Raw genomic sequence first — 20,920 nt, forward strand, 5'->3', positions numbered from 1 at the left:
GACTGTCTCAGGACAGTCTTATGGCAACATCGGGGCACGAGCAAGCGAGCGCGATCCGTAAGGTCGCGCCTGGAGGGAAGTGAGAAGGGGGGAGCGTTACTCGAAAAGCGCAGGATCTACTTTTTTACGTCGGGCCTGCTCAAGGTGTTTGCGCATCTGGTCTGCCGCTGCCAGCCGATCCCCTCGTTCCAGGCAGTCGAGGATAGCGAGATGCTCCTCCGCCTGGCCTTTGCGCGGGGCTCGCGAGCTGGCTTGACGGTATTCCACAAGCCTACGCAACTGGTCGAGACGGCGGACGGTTTGCTGCAGGAAACGATTGCCGGAACAGGCCGCCAGCGTTTCATGAAACAGTGAGTTCGCCTCGAACAACTCTTGGGGAGTCATGGTCAGGTAACCGCCGTTGGCAATGAACTCCTGCTGTTTGCGACAGGTCGAGAGCGTTTCACGATCTATTTGAAAGTCGGGTGAGAGCAGGCCCGAGGGCTCGATGGTTGCGCGGAACGAATAGCTTTCTTCATACGCCTCAACCGAGTCGATCATGGGTAGAAACCGCCACCCTTGGCCTGCACGTTGTTCAACCCATCCTTCCTGCTGGATGCGTGAAAGGACCGCCCTCAGTGCGGCCCTGGACACATCGAACTGGCGCATGAATTCAATCTCGGTAAACAGCTCGGGAAGCTGTCTGCCAAGGCGTAATCCGGCAAACTTCAGGTATAGCGGATCGTCGCTGCTCTCCATCACTTCCGAGGCGAGATCCACGAGTTCATCACTGGAACGGGCTAGAAAAAAGCCTCGATTGCGGTCGTAGGTGAGCATGCCCTTTTCAACCAGGTGCCCCATGGCAAACTTGACTGGCGTGCGCGAGACGTTAAGCGTTGCTGCCAGTTGTGACTCGACCAGGTGATGTCCTACATCGAAGCGCTCGCGGCGCACGTGAGCAACTATGTCACGCGCAATGCGTGCTTGCAGAGGGCTTAGAGGCATTGGATCGAGAACCAGATAGAGCTGACCATGGAAGCACCATTCTAGCCTGTCGGTAAGCTTAACGGCAGGGACCATTTTTTTGCCTCTGCCGGAATCGCTTTGCGCTCAAAGCCTGCGTCAGCGGACTTGATAGAACGGGAACGCTCCAAACAGAAGCCCCCCCAGCAGCAGACCGAAGCTCGCCAGGATCGCCCATTTAAGGGCAAAACGTTGGTGATCCCCCAGATCCACCTTCGCCAGGGCAACGAGCAGATAGAGGGAAGGAACCAGCGGGCTGAGCAGGTGCACTGGCTGGCCCACAACCGATGCGCGTGCAATTTCCAGTGGTGTTATCCCGTATTGAACGGCTGTCTGTGCAATCACCGGGAGGATGCCGAAATAGAACGCGTCGTTGGACATGAAGAAGGTGAATGGCAGGCTGACGAGCGCGGTGAATACCGCCAGGAAAGGCCCGAAGCTCGGCGGGATGACATGTAGAAGGCTCTTGGCCATGGAGTCCACCATGCCAGTCCCCGACAGGATCCCGGTGAATATACCCGCGGCAAAAATGACAGCTGTGACGGCTAGCACGTTGGTCGCGTGAGCGGCGATACGCGCTTTCTGCTGCTCGATGTTCGGGTAATTGAGCATGATGGCAAACGCGAAGCCAACCATGAACAGGATCTGGATAGGCATGGCGCCAATGATCAGGCAGGCGATCAGTCCTAACGTCAGGATCAGGTTCGGCCAGAACATTTTCGGGCGGCGATTTTCATCGCATTCTTCGGCCGAGCCATTACCCAGCGCCATAGACCCCTTATGAAAGTCATCCAGGTGGAGGATGCCCAGGCGTGCACGCTCTTTTCTTCCGATGACTATGGCTGTGAAGATCAGGCAGCCGGCGCCCATCAGCATGCCGGGAATCATCGGCAGGAAAATCTCCATCGCGTCCACATGCAGTGCCGCTGCGGCTCGAGCCGTAGGCCCGCCCCACGGGGAGATGTTCATGATGCCGCTGGCGATGTTGACCAGGCATGTCATGCCCAGCACGCTCATTCCCAGGCGTTGGTACAGCGGCAGAAATGCAGCGCAGGCAATCATGTAAGTGGTCGAACTGTCACCGTCCAGCGATACCAGCATCGTCAGAATGGCTGTCCCTACCGAGACCTTCAGAGGGTCGCCTTTCACCACTTTCAGGATGAAGCGCACGAGCCCGTCGAAGAGCCCTGCGTCAATCATGATGCCGAAGTAGAGAATCGAGAACGTCAGCATCACACCCGTAGGTGCGAGCGTTTTGACGCCGTCGAGCATCATGGCGCCGAGGCCTGCGTAGTGGCCTCCAATCAACGCAAAAATGATAGGTATCAAGATCAATGCAATAAGCGCGGAAAGGCGCTTTGTCATGATCAGGTACATGAAGCAGATGACCATTGAAAAGCCAAGGACTGTTAGCACGGTTGAACTCCCGTTTTTGTTAGACGTGTGTGGTTCTCATCAGCGGCGTGGCTGTGTTGGAACCAGGGTTCTCAAGTCGAGGCAGGCTCGAAACAAAAGGGAGTGATGGCGGGGCTGGGGTGTGTGCGCTTGATCATGGAGGGCCTCGATTTTCTTATGTTTATTTTTTCTACCGTACCGACCGGGCGCTACGTCGGAGGAGCGACTGTGCACAGTAGAAATCGTTGGTTGGGTACATCCGATTTCAGGGGGGGCAAGAGGAACCGGATGAATCGAGATTGACCTATATCATGACAAAGTTCAATATCGCCTTCACAAAAACATTGCCCGTGCAGCCTGTGAGGATTAGCCAATGCCTATGTCAAAAGGTCGAACCGTTACCGCAAACGGAATCGAGTACCGCGTCAGTGATATCCGTGGGGTTGTGACTGACCTGGGCGGTGATTACGCAAAGCTGCCCTACAGCTTGCGAATCCTTGCGGAGAACGTTCTGCGGGGTGAGGCCGATCCTGAAGCCGCATTGAAAGTGATAAGTGCCCGCTCGAAAGACTTCGACATTCCGTTCCGGCCGGCTCGGGTTGTGCTGCAGGATTTGCTCGGCACACCCGCGCTTGTCGATCTCGCGGGTTTGAGAGATGCCGTCGCTGAGCAAGGTGGCAATCCACGCCTGGTCAACCCCGTCACGCCCACCCACCTGGTGGTGGATCACTCTCTCAATGTCGAGCGCTGGGGCGATGCCAGTGCATTGGCCGATAACGAGGCCATCGAACGTGAACGCAATGCCGAGCGCTTCCAGTTTCTGGACTGGTGCAACAAGGCATTCAGCAACCTTTCGATCATTCCGTCAGGCAAGGGCATCCTTCACCAGATCAACCTTGAACGCCTGACTACAGTCGTGGGGACTCAGCGTCGCGGCGATGAACTGTGGGCGTTCCCTGACACGTTGGTCGGCACCGACAGTCACACCACCATGATCAATGCAATTGGAGTGTTGGGCTGGGGTGTCGGCGGCATCGAGGCTGAGGCTGCAATGCTGGGCAAGTCGCTGATGTTGCGTTTGCCTGAAATCGTTGGCGTACGCCTGGAAGGCACCTTGCCTCTGGGCTATTTGGCGACTGACATCGCACTGGCCTTGACCGAGCAGTTGCGTAAAGCGGGCGTTATTGGAGCCTTCCTTGAGTTCTTCGGTCCCGGCGTCCCTCAATTGTCGCTCGCAGACCGGGGAACGCTGTCGAACATGGCGCCCGAGTTCGGCGCCACGGCGGCCATGTTCGCGATTGATGACCGGACGCTGCATTACCTGCGCATGACGGGGCGGGGCGGGCAGATTTCAGGCCTGACCGAAGCGTATGCGCGTGCGCAAGGTCTGTGGCATGACAGCCTGGCGGAGGCTGAGTACGACCGGGTCGTCACGCTCAACCTGAGCGCTGTCGCACGTTCGATTGCAGGGCCCAAACAGCCGCATCAACGAATCGTTCTGGGCCAGAAAGCGCCTGTTACCCATCTTCCTGCTGGCCTGGACAATGGATCGGTGGTTCTGGCTGCGATCACCAGTTGCACCAATACCTCCAATCCACGCGGGGTCATTGCTGCGGGGCTGGTCGCGCGCAACGCTCGCAAGCGCGGATTGAAGAGAGCGCCGTGGGTAAAAACCTCCTTTGCGCCGGGCTCCAGGGTTGTATCGGATTATCTTAAACGCTCGGGGTTGAATGAAGATCTGGACGCCTTGGGCTTCAACCTGGTCGGCTATGGCTGCACCACCTGTAACGGCATGTCCGGCCCGTTGCTCAGTACCGAAATCGAAGACGAAATTCGTGCCCGTAAACTGGAAACCGTGGCGGCGACCTCGGGTAACCGCAACTTTGAGGGGCGGGTTCATCCATTGGCGCGCGAAGTGTTCATCATGTCGCCGCCCTTGATCGTGGCGTATGCGATTGCCGGTACTTATTTGATCGACCCGGAAAAAGACGCCTTGGGTCTCGATGGCGATGGCGTGCCGGTCTACCTGCACGAGTTGTGGCCGAGCGATGAGGAATTGACTCAAATCGAAGCGGATAACCTGACCGCCGATCTGTTCGACAAGGCCTACGAAGATGTTCCGCGCGAAGCCGGCTTGATTGCCAGCGACCTGCGCGCCGGCGTCAGCGATCAATATGCCTGGCAAGCGAGCAGCACCTACATCCGCAAACCGCCTTACTGGAGCGATGCGGTGACTGCCACAGACACCACCAGGGATCTGCGCAACATGCGTGTGCTGGCCATGCTCTCGGACAACATCACCACCGATCACATCTCGCCCTCTGGCGCGATTCTTCCGGAAAGCGATGCGGGTCAATACCTGCAATCACACGGCATCGGCGTCGCGGACTTCAACTCATATGGCACCCGTCGCGGTAACCATGAGGCCGCGCAAAGGGCGACCTTCGCAAGCCCGCGCCTGAAAAACGAGTTGCTTGAAGATGGCCGTGAGGGGCCATGGACCTTGCTTCTGCCCGAGCGAGAAGTCACCACGATTTTCCAGGCTGCCGAGGTCTACGCACAACGCAAGCAGTCACTGATCGTCATTGCCGGCAAGGAGTACGGAAGTGGCTCCTCGCGTGACTGGGCTGCAAAAGGCCCGCGTCTGCTGGGTGTTCGCGTGGTCGTGGCTGAAAGCTTCGAACGTATTCACCGCACCAACCTGGCCGGCCTCGGCATTCTTCCGTTGCAGTTTGAAGCCGGCGTTACTCGCCAGAGCCTGGGCCTGACCGGACGCGAAACCTTCAGTGTCGAAGGCATCGGTGAAGACTTTCAGCCGGGCGCAAAAATCACCCTGGTGATCGAGCGTGAGAAGGGCGAGCACGAGCGCATCACGGTCGTGAGCCGCCTCGATACCTTCGAAGACGTCCGCTATTTCCGCAGCGGTGGTTTGCTGCCACAGCTTCTGATCGAAAGCCTGAAGAACGCATCCGTTAATTGATGCAACGCTGATCCGTTGGAGTAAATACAAGATGACCCAAAGACGTATTCCTGCCGTTTACATGCGTGGCGGTTCGAGCAAAGGCGTGTTCTTCCTTGACGAGAATCTTCCGTCGGCAGGCGCGGAGCGGGATGCGATCCTGCTGCGTGTGATTGGCAGCCCCGATGCCTATGGCAAGCAGATCGACGGGATGGGCGGCGCGACGTCCAGTACCAGCAAGGTTGTGGTTATCGGCAAGTCCAGCCGCGCTGATTGCGACGTCGATTACCTGTTCGGTGCGCCGGCGATTGAAACACCGGTCATTGACTGGTCCGGTAACTGCGGCAATCTCAGTTCGGCGGTGGGCCCTTATGCGATATCCGAAGGCCTGGTGGACGCACCGCGCGACGGCATCGCGGTTGTCCGCATCTGGCAAGCCAACATCCAGAAGCGAATTATCGCCCACGTTCCGATGCGCCATGGTGAAGTTCAGGAGGCGGGTGACTTCGTGCTCGATGGCGTAGCGTTTCCTGCCGCCGAAGTGGTCCTGGAGTTTCTCAATCCCGGCGGTTCGGATGGCAGTATCCTGCCAACCGGCAAGGCTATCGACGAACTGGACATTCCAGGCTTCGGTACGCTTGCAGTAACGCTGCTGAATGCCGGCAACCCGACCATATTCGTGGAAGCGGACAAGGTGGGCCTGAAGGGCACGGAAACTCAAGACCAGGTTAACGGTGACGCTCAGTTGCTTGCACGGCTCGAGACCCTTCGTGCCCATTGCACGGTGGCCATGGGGTTGGCGCAAAGCGCGGAGGAAGCGACGCGGTTGCGTCCTCACACGCCTAAGCTTTGCATGATCGCCAAACCTCAGCCCTACAGGGCGGCGGGTGGCAAACAGGTGGAGCCAGGCGACATCGACGTGATTGCGCGAATTCTCTCGATGGGCAAGCTTCACCATGCGATCACGGGCACCGGCGCTGTAGCCGTTGCGGTTGCCGCGGCGCTTGAAGGCACCTTGGTCAATCGCATCGTCGGCGACATCGGAGATCGTCAGGTGCGCATGGGACATACGGCGGGCAGCGTCGCGGTAGGGGCGAAAACCGCCTTGGTCGAAGGGGCCTGGACCGTCGAAAAAGCCGTCATGAGCCGTAGTGCTCGTCGACTGATGGAAGGCTGGGTACGTATCCCCGAAGCGGTTTGATTCGCCAGCGTCATGCCGAGCCACGCTCGGCATGAGCGCGTTCACAGAGACCCGGAGTGCTGACTTTGATCGAACTACTCAATACGCCAACGTTCTGGCTGGCAGTGGCGCAAATCATCGCCATCGACATTTTGCTCGGAGGCGATAACGCCGTTGTGATTGCGTTGGCATGCCGCAAGCTGCCAGAGGCCCAGCGTAATCGCGCCATTATCGGTGGCGCGCTGGGCGCGATAGTCCTGCGCATCGTGATGATTTTCTTTGCGCTGCAACTGTTGGCGCTGCCGTGGCTCAAGCTCATCGGTGCGGTGCTGTTGTTGTGGATCGCCATCAAGATGCTGGTTCCAGAGGAGGAGAGCGCGCATGACAATCTCACTGCCAGCCCACGACTGTGGGGTGCAATCAAAACGATTATCGTCGCGGATGCCGTCATGAGCCTGGATAACGTTGTGGCGGTCGCGGGAGCCTCCAACGGAAACCTGGAGCTGGTGATTTTCGGCATCGTCATCAGCATTCCCATCATCATCTGGGGCAGCAAGCTGGTGCTTCACTTCATGGATCGCTTTCCAGTGGTCATCACCCTCGGCGCTGCGTTGCTGGGCTGGATCGCCGGGAACATGGCGGCCAGCGATGTGAGTCTTCCAAGCCTTCCGGCGTGGTCGCATTACGCCGCCGGGTTGGCCGGCGCGGCATTGGTCTTGATGGCTGGAATGCTTGTGAAGAGTCGCCAGCAAACCGGGGGCGATGCGCCTGCTGAATCGGAAAGAGGTGAGCAGTCATGAACGTCGACAGGGAAGCTGTGCGTGAGGATCTGGCCCCCAGCGGTGTATTGCGGGTGGCCATCAATCTGGGCAATCCCGTCCTGGCCCAGCGCGATGAAAACACCGGCGATTTGGGCGGTGTTTCTGTTGCACTGGCCCATGCATTGGCCAAAGAGTTGGGTATCGCCACTCGACTGACCCCCTACGATGCCGCCGGGAAGGTCTTTGCCGCCATGGAAGACGGGCAGTGGGACCTGGCGTTCCTGGCGATCGAGCCAGTACGCGCGCAGAAGATCGCCTTTTCAGAACCTTACGTGAGTATCGACGGCACCTACCTTGTTCGAGAGCAAAGCCCGTTCCAACGTGCATCGGACCTCGATGAGCAGGGCCACAGGATTTCTGTCGGCCGGGGTGCCGCCTATGACTTGTATCTCACGCGCACATTGCAGCGAGCGGCACTCGTCAGAGGCGAGACGTCGGCGAGCGCTGTCGATCTGTTTCTTGAGCAGGGATTAGAGGCGGCGGCGGGGGTTCGCCAGCCGTTGGAGCGGTTTGCCAGGTCTGCTCAGGGCGTCAGGGTGCTGGGCGACAACTTCACGGAAATTCGCCAGGCGATGGTGGTGCCCAAGGAACGAACGCTCGCGGCTGAATACATTCAGGATTTTATCCGTCGTCGCGTGGAGGATGGTTTCGTGGCCAAGGCGCTCGCCGACAGCGGGCAACCTGATGCTCGAGTGGTGCGGCCGCCAGCGTACTGAACGTGCCTTTATCACCTCAGGGTAAACAGAAATGACCAAGGCCTCGGGCATCGTAGTTCAGCGCAGTTTTCTCTATACCCTTGTTTTGGGCGGTATGGGTGGCGTACTCGCGACCTATGCCCACTGGCCGTTGCCGTGGATGATTGGCTCGTTAGTCATGGTGTTGCTGGTTCGGTGCTTCAGCCCGCTGAATGTCCAGCCATTGCCGGGTGGCCGCAAGACAGGTCAGTGGATAGTCGGGATTGGCATCGGCCTGCACTTCAATGCCTACGTCATGGAGCAAATCCTTCTCAATATTCTTCCGGTTTTGGCAGGGGCGCTGATTACCTCGGCGGTGAGTGGCGTGGGTGTCTGGATCATGCGCAGGGGCGGGGAAGACAAGGCCACGGCTTTCTTTTCTTCAATGGCGGGTGGTTCTGCCGAAATGGTCAATCTCGGTCAGCGCAACGGCGCGAAATTGAGCCATGTTGCCGCAGCCCAGACGCTGAGAGTCGTGGTGGTGGTGCTCACCGTACCGGCGGTGTTCAAACTGCTTACCGGCAATGCCAACCTTGAGCATGTCACTGCACCGGTGGACTGGTACTGGTTGAGCATCGTGTTTTTTCTCGGGGGTGGCGTGGCCTGGCTACTGCAGCGTTTTCGTCAGCCCAATCCGTGGTTGTTCGGGCCGCTGCTGGTGACCGGCGTCGCGAGCACCTGGTTCGATTTGCACATAGGGTTACCCTTCGGAGCAAGCCAGACAGGGCAGTTGTTGATAGGGAGCAGCCTGGGTTGTTTCTTCGAACGTTCCTTCTTCCGATATGCCCCGGCATTTCTTGCCCGTAGTTTCATCGCGACCTGCGTCATGGTAGTGACTGCCGCCTTGGCCGCCGCCGGCATCGGAGGGTGCATCTCGGGGGACATCCGGTCCCTGACCTTGGGCATGATGCCCGGTGGCATTGCCGAAATGAGCCTGACGGCTGAAACGCTGCACCTGGCGGTGGCCTTGGTAACAGCCATGCAGACACTTCGGATATTGCTTGTGCTCTTTTTAGCGGAGCCTGTTTATCGCTGGTGGCTTGACCGGGTAGAGCGCTAGAGGGCGGTTGATCAATTCTCGACGTCACGGAGGACCGGACTTTGCCAGTCAAAGTGGCTATTGCAAATCACCCTGCGCACGCCTGACAATGCGAGTCATTATCACTCGCGAATTATTCCATCGTCATGTCCGCCAACGATTTATCCCTGCGTAGCGCCGTCAATGATCTGTATTGCGACCATCACGGTTGGCTCAATGGCTGGCTGCGCAAGCGTCTGGGCAATGCGTTCGATGCGGCGGACCTGACGCAGGACACCTTCGTTCGGGTCATCAAGGCGCGCAGTGCGCTGGACATTCGTGAGCCGCGACCTTACCTGTCGATGATCGCCAAGGGTTTGCTGATCGACCTGTTCCGCCGGCGTTCGCTGGAGCAGTCCTATCTGGAAGCCCTGGCGGCGATGCCCGAATGGAAGCAACCTTCATTGGAGGAACAGGCGATCCTGTTGCAGGCGCTGATGGAAATCGATCGTTTGCTGCAAGGGTTGGGAACGAAGGTCCGACAGGCATTCATCCTTTCTCAGTTCGATGGCCTGACCTACCCGCAGATTGCCGAGCGTTTGAATATCAGTGCCCGCACGGTCAACAACTACATGGCCAAGGCCATGGAACACTGCTGCCTGATGCAGATTCAGTTGCAGCTGGCATGAGTCTTTCTCCCGCTGAGTTGAAGGCCATCAGCGTTGCCGCCCGCTGGTACGCCAGGCTTCGCTCGGGTGTCGCCACCGATGCGGAACTGGCCGCCTGGAACGACTGGCTGGTTGCCGATCCTGCCCATCATCAAGCCTGGCAACGCATGGCGGAAGTCGGCGAGCAGATGGCCAGTGTGCCGGGTGCCCTGGCTTCGCCCGCGTTGCGTGGGGCGGATCGATCCCGGCGACAGGTGTTGCGCAGCGTGCTGGTGCTTGCGTCGGCCGGTTCACTGGGCTGGCTGGGCTGGCGCAGTGAAACCTCACGCAACCTGTTCGCCGATTTCCGCACGGCGGTGGGTGAGCGCCGTGAGTTCCGCTTGGCCGACGGCAGCTCGCTGCTGCTCAATACCGACACGTCGGTGAATCTTCGTTTCGACGGCCATCAGCGGGTGCTCGAACTGGTGCGCGGCGAGATACGGGTGACGACCGCTGTCGATCCCTCGCAGCGACCCTTCAAGGTGCTCACCCGGCATGCCGAGGTGCTGGCGCTCGGCACGCGTTTTATCGTCCGGTCCGATGAGCAGGGCGGTGGGGTGGCGGTGCTCGAGAAGGCGGTAGAAGTGCGTTCGGCTGGCGGTGGCTCGACGCTGCGTCTGGAGGCCGGCCAGTCCCTGGATTTCGATGGTCATTCGTTGAGTGCCATTCGGCGCAACGATGCGGCGGTCGGCGCCTGGGAGAAGGGCAGCATCATTGCGATCAATCGTCCCTTGGCCGAATTGCTGGCTGACCTTTCGCGCTATCGCCCGGGTGTGCTGCGCTTTGATCCGCGCATTGCCCAGCTGAAGGTGTCCGGTGCATTTCCCGTTGATAACACCGACCTGGCGCTGGCTGCGCTGGAGAGCGGGTTGTCGCTGCGGATCACCCGGTTCAGCCGTTATTGGGTCGATGTGTCGCGCCATGATTTGCCCTGAATTTGGGCTTGCTCGCGATAGAACTGAAAATAATTCTCCTGCCTTTGCACTTTTCATACGCATCGTTCGGCTCATCCCTCAGTGAGTTTTTACTGATGGTTATTGGGGGAGGGTAAGCATGTCTCGGGTGTACAAGTCTGGTCGTCTGGCGACCGCAGTGACGGTCGGCCTGTTGGCGACGACGGCCGGCGTCTGGACAACGGCCACGATGGCGGCGCAGGTGCCGGCGCAACAGCAGGATTCGGTGAAGTCGTTCAACATTCCCGGGGGCAGCCTGACCGAAGTGCTCAGCCAGTTCGCGAGTGCGGCGGGTGCAGCCATTTCCTTTGATGCGCGACAACTCGAAGGATTGAAGTCTCCGGGCCTCGACGGTGCGTTCGGCATCAACGAAGGGTTTGCGCGCATTCTGCGTGGCAGCGGCTTGCAAGCCGAACCCCAGGCCAACGGCACTTATGTCCTGCGCCCGGCACCGACGGCCGGCTCGGCGCTGGAATTGGGCGCGACCAACATCAACGGACAACAGCTCGGCGCGACCACCGAAAACAGCGGCTCCTACACCACTGGCGCGGTCACGATCGGCAAGGGCGAGCATTCACTCAAGGAAACGCCGCAGTCGGTCACGGTGATGACACGCAAGATGCTCGATGATCAGAACCTCAACACCATCGACCAGGTCATGGAAAAGACCCCGGGCATCACCGTCTACGACTCGACCATGGGCGGCAAGTATTTCTACTCGCGCGGGTTCCGCATGTCGGGCCAGTATCAATACGACGGCGTCCCGCTGGACATGGGCAACCTCTATGTCCAGGCCGACAGCTTCAGCGGTGACATGGCGTACTACGACCGTGTCGAAATCCTTCGCGGCGCCGCGGGAATGATGAAAGGCGCGGGAGGCACCGCCGGCGGGGTGAACTTCGTGCGCAAACGCGGGCAAACGACCCCGCACACCGACATCACGCTCTCCGGCGGCAGTTGGGACAATTACCGCGGGCAGGTCGACACCGGTGGCCCGCTGAACGCAACCGGCACCCTGCGTGGGCGGGCCGTGGTCGCCGAGCAAACCCGGCATTACTCGGTAGACGACGCCAGCCGCAAGGATCAGGTGTATTACGGCGCGCTCGACGCCGATCTGAGCCCCGACACCACCCTCGGGTTGGGCATCGCCTATGAAGATGTGGATGCCAGCCCTTGCTGGGGCGGCTTGCCACGTTACCGGGATCGCAGCGACTTGAAGCTCAGCCGCTCGACCTGCCTCGATCCCTCGTGGAACACCTGGCGCAGCCAGCGCACCACCGTCTTCAGTGATTTGACCCACCGGATCAACGACGACTGGAACCTGAAGGTCGCCAGCGTTTATACGAAAAACACCCAGGACATCAAATACGCATTCGCCTCCGGCGCTGTGACGCCCGGTATGAACACCACCGGTATGCTGGGCAGTATGTACGACTACGATCAAGTCGATTACGGCCTGGATGCCTACGTGGATGGCAAGTTCAGCGCGTTCGGCCAGCAACATGAATTGATCCTGGGCGCCAACGCCAGCCGTGCGAAAAAGGACGACTTCTACTCGGTGGCGTTTCTGCCGCAGCGGCAGAATGTGTTCAATCCTGACAAACATATCCCGGAGCCGGATGACAGTTACTTCATCGACAACTCGTCTCGCGGCGGGCCGGTGAATTCGGTGACGAAACAGAAGGGCATCTACTCGACGCTGCGGTTGAAACTGGCTGATCCGTTGACCTTGGTCGTCGGCAGCCGGGTGAGCTGGTACAACTCCGATACCGACTCCGACTTCATCAATACGGGCACCTCGGAGCATTCCAGTACAACCGAGAGCGGGCAGGTCACGCCGTTCGCCGGTGTGCTGCTGGACCTGAACGAGAACCTGACGGCCTACGCCAGTTACTCGGACATCTTTACCCCGCAAGGCAATTACCGCTCGGAAGACGGTTCGGCGCTCAAGCCGCTGGTAGGCCAGAGCTATGAACTGGGGATCAAGGGCGCCTGGTTCGACGGACGACTGAACAGCTCTTTCAACCTGTTCCGCACGATTCAGAAAGATCAGGCGCAGACGGACTACAACTCGTCGTGCCCTTCATCCGATGGCTACTGCTACGTCAATGCCGGCAAGGTCCGCGCCCAGGGGTTCGAGGCCGAGATCAGCGGTGAAGTCATTGAGCGCCTGCAACTGCTGGCGGGTTACACCTACACCCAGACCAAAACCCTCGACGACATCGACACCAGCCTCAATGGCGCCGCGTTCAACAGCTATGTGCCGCGCCATGTGCTGCGCATGTGGGGCGATTACGCCCTGAGCGGTTCGCTTGAGCGCTTCACCCTCGGTGCTGGCGTCAACGCGCAAAGCGATAACTTCCGGGTTTCACCGGCCAGCGGCGAAAAAATCAGCCAGGCAGGTTACGCGGTCTGGAACGGCCGCATCGGTTACCGCATCGACGACACCTGGTCGTTGGCGCTCAATGGCAACAACCTGTTCGACAAGCGCTACTACGCGACCATCGGTACCGAAAGCTTCGGCAACTACTACGGGGATCCACGCAACTTCATGGTATCGGTCAAGGCGAGCTTCTAACGCAGACGGACGACGCATGCCCCATTAAAGAAAAGCCCGGATCGCAGGATCCGGGCTTTTTTATCCGGGGCATCCTGATCATCACTGATGAAACGTGCGCCCCAACGCATCCAGCCGCACCGCAATCGGCGGTAACCTTTGGCTGCTCAACGCCAGCGTCTCCACATCATCCGCGGTGTTCTGCGCGATGCTCTGCACCGACTGCAAGCGCCCGACAATATCGACGCTCGCCGTGGACTGTTCGCGGGTGGTGGTGACGATGCGCCCATTGAGCTCATCGATGTGCGAGATGTCACCGCCAATCGCCTGCAACATCGCCGCTGCGTTCCGGCTGTCTTCGACGCAACGTTCCACACCTTCGTGACTGGCATGCATCGCCTCGACGGCTTGGCGGCTACCGTTTTGCAAGGCCTCGATGATCGTCCTGATTTCCTTGGTGGAGATGGCCGTGCGCTGGGCCAGGCTACGCACTTCGTCGGCCACCACGGCAAAGCCGCGGCCTTGCTCGCCGGCGCGGGCGGCTTCGATGGCGGCGTTGAGGGCCAGCAGGTTGGTTTGTTCGGCGATGCTGCTGATGACTTCCAGCACCGTGCCGATTTGCTGCGCCTGACCGGCCAGCACCTGCACGGTGTCGTTGGTGCCCTTGAGGCGTGAGGCCAGCTGCGTGATCTCTTGCTGCGCACGATTGACGCTTTCCTGACCTCGGGTGATCTGCACGCTGGCCTGGCCGGCATGCTCCGCGGCGTGTTCGACGTGCACGGCAATGTGTTCCATGGCGTCGCCCATCCGTTGCACCGAACCCGTCATCTGGGCGATCTCCGTCAGTTGATGCCTGGCGCCTTTCTCCAGTGTGTTGCTGGCCTTGGCAATCTCCTGGCCCAGTTCACCGAGGCCGTGAGAGTCGCGAACCACGCCATCCACCAGCGCGGTGATCTGCGTCATGAACTGATCGAAACGCTCGGCGAGCGAGACATGCGCGGTAGCCTTGTCACCCTTGCGCGCACCAACGGCAAGCTGCGAGGTGGCGGCGAGCATCTTGTCCAGCATGTCCTGACTTTCCACCGCATCAGCCTGGCTGTGCACGGCCAGGTAGAGCAGGGCGACCGTCTCCATCACCACATAAAAGGCGTGAACGAAAATCATCGTCCAGCCGCCGTGATGGGCCATGACAAAGACCGGGAAACCCTGGTGTTGCAGAGCATGGAAGACCACGTGATGCACGGCGATGACGGCGGCGGCCACCAGGATGGGCAGCCAGTCGCGGTAAAACGTCAGCACCGCCAGCAACGCAAAAATCCCGAAGTGGGACTCGATGACACCCTCGGCCTGATTGATGTGCAACGCGGCCATGATCATCAAGCCGGTGGCCAGCAAACAGCGCATCCAGCGTGAGCCGCCGATGGCGCGATACAGCAGCGTCAGCATAAGGCTCGTGCCGCCCCCGATGACAAACGCCTGGATAAAGGTGTCGTGCCAGAACGCCAGGACCACCGCAAAGAAGAACATCAGCCAGATCAGCCCCAGCATGATGCGGTCGGCCTTGCGGTAGTGCTCGTGGAAACGAGGGGGGACGGGCATGCACGTTTACTCCATGTTATTGCGCGAGGGATGAAGCAAGGGCGGGGCGTACTCGGGAAATCGTGAGGAGCGTAGCCGTTGGCCATCACTCTTGCCGGGTCGGCCACGCGAAGTGCGTTCAATGTCAGAAATAGAGGCAAGTCATGCTGAATTGACGGGGGAGAAAGCCGGGGTTGCCTTCGCCCGACAAGCGGGGGAAGCACGCTGCAGTCTTATGCAACTATTATCGCCGGTCGCGGTCGTCAGACCGGTAGTACAGCAAAGGGAGTGTCTGGACGAGCCAATTTGCCGACATTCCGATGATGGGCAGCACCCTCTACGTATACGTGAACTACTTTGATTGAGTTGGAAAATTTCGATGACTAACTGACTCATGGTTAGAGGTCAGAACATGTGAGAAAGATACTGATTTTTCCCGCCGCATTTATGGCCAACACCTTCGCCATGATGTTGGTCATGATCGGTTTGAGCTTACTTGGGCGGCCGGAGTTGGCCGCAGACTTTGGTATTGTGCACGGCGCGACGGTCGCGCTCTTTTATTCATTCTCCGGTAACGCGCGGAGCATCATCCTCGCTCAAAACAGGCAAGTGGAAAGTGCCTATATCTTGCGGCTGCGTTTGTTTTTAGTCCTTCCACTTTGTGTTCTTGCGTACATGCTCAGTATGGGGCTGGTGGCTTCAGGCTGGCTGTTCATTAGTTTGCTGATCGCGCGTCGGGCCTGCGAGTGGCTGGCGGAAGTATTTCTTTGTCAGCAAGAGCATGATCGCCAATCCACTCAGGCGTTGAATTTTTTTCTTATCCAGGGCGTTGTAAGTTTGCTGGTCCTGGTGACGCTCACTTTCTACAGTACCTTCAGCCTTTGGTCATTGGCTGTATGGGCGGCGTCGCCTCTCTTCTGTTGCGTCCGCCCCGAGATGCTCGCGGCCGCTTTCAAAAGAGCGCCACAGGGAAACAAGTACCTGAAACTGCTGTTGCCGCACTTTGGCTCAACGGCGGTGATCGGTGTGTCGGTGTATGTCTTCAGGCTTTTTATTGTGCTGCTGGCGGGGAGGCAACTGGCCGGTGACCTGTTTTCGGCCTTTGCACTGGGCGGGATCATGGGCGCGATCTTTACCCAGGCCTTGGGACCGACCCTGGTACGCCACGAAGTCGATGCCGGTCGTTCCAGCCCTCTGTTGCGCTGGATAAACCTGCTTGTCGCAGGCTCTGTATTGGTAGGTCTCCTGCTCATTGGCATTGCGCTATGGCGCCCGGCATTGTTGCTGTGGACCGGAAAAGCAGGATTCTTCTGGCTGGCCACAGGCTGCTCGCTCATAGGCGGGGCCGTCATGGTCAAGGCCCAAAGAATCAGGTTGCGACTGCTGCAGAGCAGCGAAAATCAGGATGCGTTTGGTTCCGATATGCTGGCCAACATCATGCTGGTCAGTTGCATTCCGTTTCTTTATTACGGCCTCGGCGCTTCCTCATTGGCGGCGCTTTATTTAATCAGCGCGTTGTTGTCCTGGGTGTTTTACGTCAGCGAGAGAGATGGCCTGTTCGGCACGCGGGTTTTAAACAAGTCAGACCGATGGATATTGGCAAGTCTGGCGTTCTTCCTGTTTATTCCATTGTTTTTTCAATTATCCAGCGGGATTTATCAGGGCCAGGCGCCCAATTTCTCCAGCGAAGGAAAACTCGCATTACTGCCTCTCCCTATTTCGATACTGGCGTGTTACGCCGGCATTGTTGTACTAGGGCGCTACACGAAAGCTCGCCTGACGTTGATCGTAGTGTTTTTCCTGTTCATGGCGATGCTGCTGACAACGCTGGTACTGGCAGCGGAAACCGGCGTCGAAGCGAAAACAAAATTGATTTTGCTCGTTCAATACATGCTGCCCGTGTTCGCGCTCGTGCTCGGGCAGCAATATGGATTGGAAAAAAGTGCAATTTCCTGGGTGGCGAAAGTCGTGTTCTTTCTGCTGCTCGTCATCGTGCCATTAGAGCTTCTGTCGACCATTAGCCGAGGCATCGGCTTACTTTCACCGTCCGCCTATTTGTTCAGCATTTACCAGCACATGCAGTATGTGCCGGTCATCTTCACGGGCGGCTTCCTCATTTCCCTGTATTCGCTTGCCGATGAAGCGGGTTACCGACGAGGCCTGTTATTGCTGTCGGCGATCATGGGCTGGTATGTGGCCTTTTCGTTCTCGATGTTGGCGGGTGCGTTCCTGATTCTCGGGACACTGGTTTTCTTTGTGCGCAGCCTGCTGCTCAGAAAAAACACCTGGCAAAGTGGCTTGATCGTGCTGTTCGTTGCCTTGGGGATTGCGCTGAGTGTGGCGTTTTTGATCAACGGAACACTGCTGCGGGAAAAAATTGGTGTCGATTGGCAGGGAGGCGATTTTTCAAGTGGTGGGTTCGATGGTGCGGGTGAGCTGAATGAGTCAGGTGGAGTCGTTCGTCTGAACAATCGTGCGGAACGACTGGTGTACTGGAAATTTTACTGGTCCGAGATTTTCAATACTGTCAGGTCATTCTGGTTGGGGCATGAAGCGGCGCCGGATAGAACCAAGTTTCCGAGTGCGCATAATTACTATCTGGACTTTATCTACAACTTCGGATTCCTGGCGATACTGCCGCTCGTAAGCCTGATCGCTTACACGGTGTACTCGGCTGCGCGAAATTCGCTGAAGATATGGGCCTCGTCGGAAGTGCTGGGCCTGATGGGGGTTGTCCTGTTCTTGCTGCTGGCAGACAACATGTTGAAGGTCGGCATGCGCCAGCCTTATCCGGGCATCATCACGTTTTTCCTGTGGGGCATCGCTATTTCGGTTTGCCTCAGGTTCAGGGGGGAGAGGGCGTCGCCAACAGCGCAGGCACCGCCCACCCAACATGCAGGGCGGGAACCCGCACCCTCGATAGCGTCCAAGATTCAGAGAGCTATCCCGCCACACTGAAGGAACGACTCATGCACAGTTCACGCTCATTGATTGCCGCGATCACCTGCCTTGCGCTGGTCTGCGAAGAAATCGCACTGATCAGCACGGCTCGCAGCAGCCAACCCTGAACCAAACGGGCGCCCGACAAGGCGCCCGTTTTCGTTGGCACTGCGCAAGCGCTATTCGTCCACGCTGACTCCTGATCCCCCTAGTTCGCTGGGGACATCCTTCAGCTTCGGCAATCCATCCTTGATACGCAGCACAGTCTCCTGATAGTGCACATGAACGCCCGGCGAGTAGGCGAGGTCCGGGATGACCGCTGCAAATACATCGATCAGCCCCATCCCCGGGTGTTCAGTGAATAGATGCCCGCCGCAGGTCTTGCACCACTTGCGGTAACTCTGTGGCGTCTTGTTGTAGGTACCGATGTTGTCCGCCCCCCGAGTCACGTGCAGCGCCTCGGGTTTCCACAGCGTGAACGCGTTGACCGGCCCGGCGGACCAATGTCGACACGACGCGCAATGGCAGTAACCCATCCCGACCGGCTCGCCGCTGACGATGAACTCGACCGCGCCGCAAAAACAGCTGCCGTTGTAAGACTGTTCAATGTTCATGGCATGCCTTCCTGATCAATGGTTTGCCTTCAGCCGTCGATGTAGCGCACCGCTGTTGTCGGTGTGCGCCGCACCTGCAATTCGAAGATGTCAGGGCGCGCGTAATGCCCGGTGACGTCGAGGGCCCGTCGCGCTGGCGCCACGAGTGCGACGTCGATGTCCGCATACAAAATCCCGGTCTCCCGGTGCAATGGACCGGCGACGATCCGGCCCTGCGGATTGACCACCACCGAGTCGCCGTCGTTGATCCGCTCCTCTGGATCGGCAAACAGTTGGGCGCGCGCGGGGAAGTCGTCGGGGATGTCACTGCCGCGCAACGCGGAGCCACTGCCGAGCACCCAGCAGCGGCCTTCGAGCGCAATGTGACGCATCGTGCTGATCCAGCCGTCGCCCGTGTCGTACGTGGGGGCGACGTAGATTTCCACCCCTTGGGCATACAGGGAATAGCGTGCCAGCGGCATGTAGTTTTCCCAGCAGATAAGCGCACCAATGAGTCCGGCTGGTGTATCGACCGCGCGCAACCCGGAGGCATCACCAAAGCCATGCACCATGCGCTCTGGATTGGTGGGCATCAGCTTGCGGTGCCGGTTGAGCACCGCGCCGTTCGCCCCGATAACGACTACGCTGTTATAGAGCGTGCCGCCGCCATTGCGCCGGTCGCATTCATTGATGCCGCACACGATCGTCACCGCATGAACCCTGGCGGCCTCGCACAAAGGGCTCAGGTCACCGTTCGTAATATCAACGGCGTTGGCCAGCAGCCTCGTGTGCAACTGGCCCATGACAGCCCCGTCCTTTCCCGCCGCCAGCCGCCAGATCCACGACGGGTAACCGGGAATGAACGATTCGGGCAAAACGATCAGCGTGGCACCTTCCGCCGCCGCTTCGGCGACCGATTGCACGGCCCGGGCGATCGTCGCGCCGCGATCGAGCAGCACGGGCGGACGCTGAATAATGGCTACCTTGGTCATGACGTTCTCCTGCACGGATGGCTTTCGAGGTTTCAGCGTGCGCGTGGGGAAGGGGCGGGACTAGTTCAGAATCTGAAGTGTTTCAGTCGCGGAGCCCAGGCAATGGAAGACAGCTACGGTCAGTTCTGCACGGTCGCACGCGGTGCCGAAGCCCTGTGCGAGCGCTGGACACCGTTGGTCGTGCGCGAGCTGTTGTGCGGCAGCAAGCGCTTCAACGAACTGCACCGCGGCGTACCCCGGATGTCCACCAACCTGTTGGCACAACGGCTGCGCCATCTGGAAGAAATCGGCGTGGTCCACCGCACGGCCACCGGCAAAGTCTGGGAGTACCGCCTGACTGAGGCGGGCGAGGAATTGCGCCCCATCATCATGGCGCTCGGTCATTGGGGGGCGCGCTGGATCGGCAGTCGCCTGCGCGATGACGAACTCGACGCGGGCCTGCTCATGTGGGACGTGCGCCGATTCGTGCGCATCGAGACATTCCCGCCCAGACCGGTGGTCATCCACTTCAAGTTCCGCGATGCCCGGCCCGGCGAGCAAGCGTGGTGGCTGGTGGTCGAGGAGGGCATTGCCGACCTGTGCCGCGACGACCCCGGCCGCGAGCTGACCCTCATCGTCGATTCCAGCGTGCGCGCATTGACCGAAGTGTGGGCAGGCGACCGCACACCGCGTGAGGTGCTTGAATCGCAAGAGCTGCGGGTGGATGGCGCACTGAAGGATGCGCAAAGCCTGTGGCGTTGGCTCGGTACCAGTGCGTTTGCAGGGACGCGGAGCGCGGCACTGACTCGGTGATCTCGCGGATGTTGAACGTGATCTTTAATCCGCAGCGGTAACCGGCTGCGGTGTGATCCAGCCTTGAATAAAATCCCGCAGGAGTAAAACGCCATGTCCCTCGCTCTCGGAAAGCTGTTTGCGCTGGCATTGGGGGGCTTTTTTTGCATTGCGGCATTCGGTCAAGGAGAGACGGATACCCAGCACCCACCAGCAATACTCCCCCTGGAATCCGAGACGCTGCCCAAACTTATTGCCTATGCGCCGTTGGCCGAGCCGCTGGCCCGTGGTGTGGTCATCATCCAGTTTCGAACAGAGCACGCCAGGATCATGCCGGTCTTTGGTAAGGCGGCGAGTACGGTCTCACCTCGTCTCGGCCACCTCCACGTCACGGTCGATGACTGGAAAGGTACGTGGGCGCACACCAGTGAAGACCCGATTATCCTGGTCGGACTGACGCCCGGCATTCACAAGGTGCTGCTGGAAGTGGCCGACCCGACTCACAAGATCATCACCAGCACGACAGTGAGTTTTACCGTTCCCGAGAATAAATCAGCGAACGTCCCCCACATGGATGAGGGCCACACGATAAAACCGTGACCGTCGTGTCTCCATCGCGAATGGCTGCGGTGTGCCCACCCCCGCCCCTGTAGGAGCGAGCCTGCTCGCGATGAACGAAAGAACACCACGAACCTCCAGAAACCCCGCGTATACATTCGC

Annotated in this window: 16 protein-coding genes; 11 read left to right on the top strand and 5 right to left on the bottom strand. The window is 59.1% G+C overall.

Translation table 11 applies throughout. From position 1 onward, the window contains the following. Positions 1–96: 96 nt before the first annotated feature. Entirely contained in the window at positions 97–1,059 is a 963-nt protein-coding gene (locus ACF6ZU_RS24360) for a GntR family transcriptional regulator (protein ID WP_392887752.1), read from the bottom strand. A gap of 42 nt (positions 1,060–1,101) precedes the next feature. Then, positions 1,102–2,418 carry a CitMHS family transporter gene (locus ACF6ZU_RS24365; protein ID WP_392887753.1) on the bottom strand — a complete coding sequence of 439 codons (1,317 nt, stop codon included), beginning with the start codon at positions 2,416–2,418 and terminating at the stop codon, positions 1,102–1,104. 352 nt (positions 2,419–2,770) lie between these two features. On the opposite strand from ACF6ZU_RS24365, the gene ACF6ZU_RS24370 reads away from it, so the two are divergent. The 8 genes from ACF6ZU_RS24370 to ACF6ZU_RS24405 all read left to right on the top strand — a co-directional run bounded on the left by ACF6ZU_RS24370 (position 2,771) and on the right by ACF6ZU_RS24405 (position 13,347). Continuing rightward, positions 2,771–5,377 carry an aconitate hydratase gene (locus ACF6ZU_RS24370; RefSeq protein ID WP_392887755.1) on the top strand — a complete coding sequence of 869 codons (2,607 nt, stop codon included), beginning with the start codon at positions 2,771–2,773 and terminating at the stop codon, positions 5,375–5,377. A 31-nt stretch (positions 5,378–5,408) separates the two neighbouring features. Next, positions 5,409–6,557 carry a 2-methylaconitate cis-trans isomerase PrpF gene (gene prpF, locus ACF6ZU_RS24375; RefSeq protein ID WP_392887757.1) on the top strand — a complete coding sequence of 383 codons (1,149 nt, stop codon included), beginning with the start codon at positions 5,409–5,411 and terminating at the stop codon, positions 6,555–6,557. A 65-nt stretch (positions 6,558–6,622) separates the two neighbouring features. Beyond that, positions 6,623–7,336: a TerC family protein gene (locus ACF6ZU_RS24380; RefSeq protein ID WP_392893904.1), complete on the top strand. Its 714-nt coding sequence runs from the start codon at positions 6,623–6,625 to the stop codon at positions 7,334–7,336. Beyond that, complete coding sequence (locus ACF6ZU_RS24385; RefSeq protein ID WP_392887759.1) at positions 7,333–8,073, top strand: transporter substrate-binding domain-containing protein; 741 nt, start codon at positions 7,333–7,335, stop codon at positions 8,071–8,073. The genes ACF6ZU_RS24380 and ACF6ZU_RS24385 overlap by 4 nt, the downstream gene beginning before the upstream one ends. A gap of 31 nt (positions 8,074–8,104) precedes the next feature. Beyond that, positions 8,105–9,151, top strand: a complete 1,047-nt coding sequence (locus tag ACF6ZU_RS24390) for an AbrB family transcriptional regulator (RefSeq protein ID WP_392887760.1) — start codon at positions 8,105–8,107, stop codon at positions 9,149–9,151. A gap of 125 nt (positions 9,152–9,276) precedes the next feature. Next, positions 9,277–9,798 carry a sigma-70 family RNA polymerase sigma factor gene (locus tag ACF6ZU_RS24395; RefSeq protein ID WP_392887761.1) on the top strand — a complete coding sequence of 174 codons (522 nt, stop codon included), beginning with the start codon at positions 9,277–9,279 and terminating at the stop codon, positions 9,796–9,798. Beyond that, the gene (locus tag ACF6ZU_RS24400) at positions 9,795–10,751 is read left to right on the top strand and encodes a FecR domain-containing protein (RefSeq protein ID WP_392887762.1); all 957 of its coding nucleotides are present in this window, start codon (positions 9,795–9,797) and stop codon (positions 10,749–10,751) included. The genes ACF6ZU_RS24395 and ACF6ZU_RS24400 overlap by 4 nt, the downstream gene beginning before the upstream one ends. 118 nt (positions 10,752–10,869) lie before the next feature. After that, positions 10,870–13,347, top strand: a complete 2,478-nt coding sequence (locus ACF6ZU_RS24405; protein ID WP_392887764.1) for a TonB-dependent siderophore receptor — start codon at positions 10,870–10,872, stop codon at positions 13,345–13,347. An 81-nt stretch (positions 13,348–13,428) separates the two neighbouring features. Here ACF6ZU_RS24405 and ACF6ZU_RS24410 read toward each other — a convergent pair whose 3' ends face one another. Beyond that, positions 13,429–14,925: a methyl-accepting chemotaxis protein gene (locus tag ACF6ZU_RS24410; RefSeq protein ID WP_392887765.1), complete on the bottom strand. Its 1,497-nt coding sequence runs from the start codon at positions 14,923–14,925 to the stop codon at positions 13,429–13,431. Between the two features lie 393 nt (positions 14,926–15,318). On the opposite strand from ACF6ZU_RS24410, the gene ACF6ZU_RS24415 reads away from it, so the two are divergent. After that, positions 15,319–17,862, top strand: coding sequence for a hypothetical protein (locus ACF6ZU_RS24415; RefSeq protein WP_392887766.1), 2,544 nt, complete (start codon positions 15,319–15,321; stop codon positions 17,860–17,862). A 161-nt stretch (positions 17,863–18,023) separates the two neighbouring features. Here the strand turns inward: ACF6ZU_RS24415 and ACF6ZU_RS24420 are convergent, their stop codons facing one another. Both ACF6ZU_RS24420 and ACF6ZU_RS24425 read right to left on the bottom strand, forming a co-directional pair. Then, positions 18,024–18,458: a GFA family protein gene (locus ACF6ZU_RS24420; protein WP_392887767.1), complete on the bottom strand. Its 435-nt coding sequence runs from the start codon at positions 18,456–18,458 to the stop codon at positions 18,024–18,026. Positions 18,459–18,487: 29 nt separating this feature from the next. Further along, positions 18,488–19,429 carry a carbon-nitrogen hydrolase family protein gene (locus ACF6ZU_RS24425; RefSeq protein WP_392887769.1) on the bottom strand — a complete coding sequence of 314 codons (942 nt, stop codon included), beginning with the start codon at positions 19,427–19,429 and terminating at the stop codon, positions 18,488–18,490. Positions 19,430–19,531: 102 nt separating this feature from the next. Between ACF6ZU_RS24425 and ACF6ZU_RS24430 the strand changes: the two genes are divergently transcribed. Continuing rightward, complete coding sequence (locus ACF6ZU_RS24430) at positions 19,532–20,221, top strand: winged helix-turn-helix transcriptional regulator (RefSeq protein WP_392887771.1); 690 nt, start codon at positions 19,532–19,534, stop codon at positions 20,219–20,221. Between the two features lie 93 nt (positions 20,222–20,314). Next, positions 20,315–20,800, top strand: coding sequence for a DUF6130 family protein (locus tag ACF6ZU_RS24435; RefSeq protein WP_392887772.1), 486 nt, complete (start codon positions 20,315–20,317; stop codon positions 20,798–20,800). The last annotated feature ends 120 nt before the right edge of the window (positions 20,801–20,920 follow it).

Origin of the sequence: Pseudomonas migulae (genome assembly GCF_043225285.1) — a bacterium.
GTDB lineage: Bacteria > Pseudomonadota > Gammaproteobacteria > Pseudomonadales > Pseudomonadaceae > Aquipseudomonas > Aquipseudomonas migulae_C.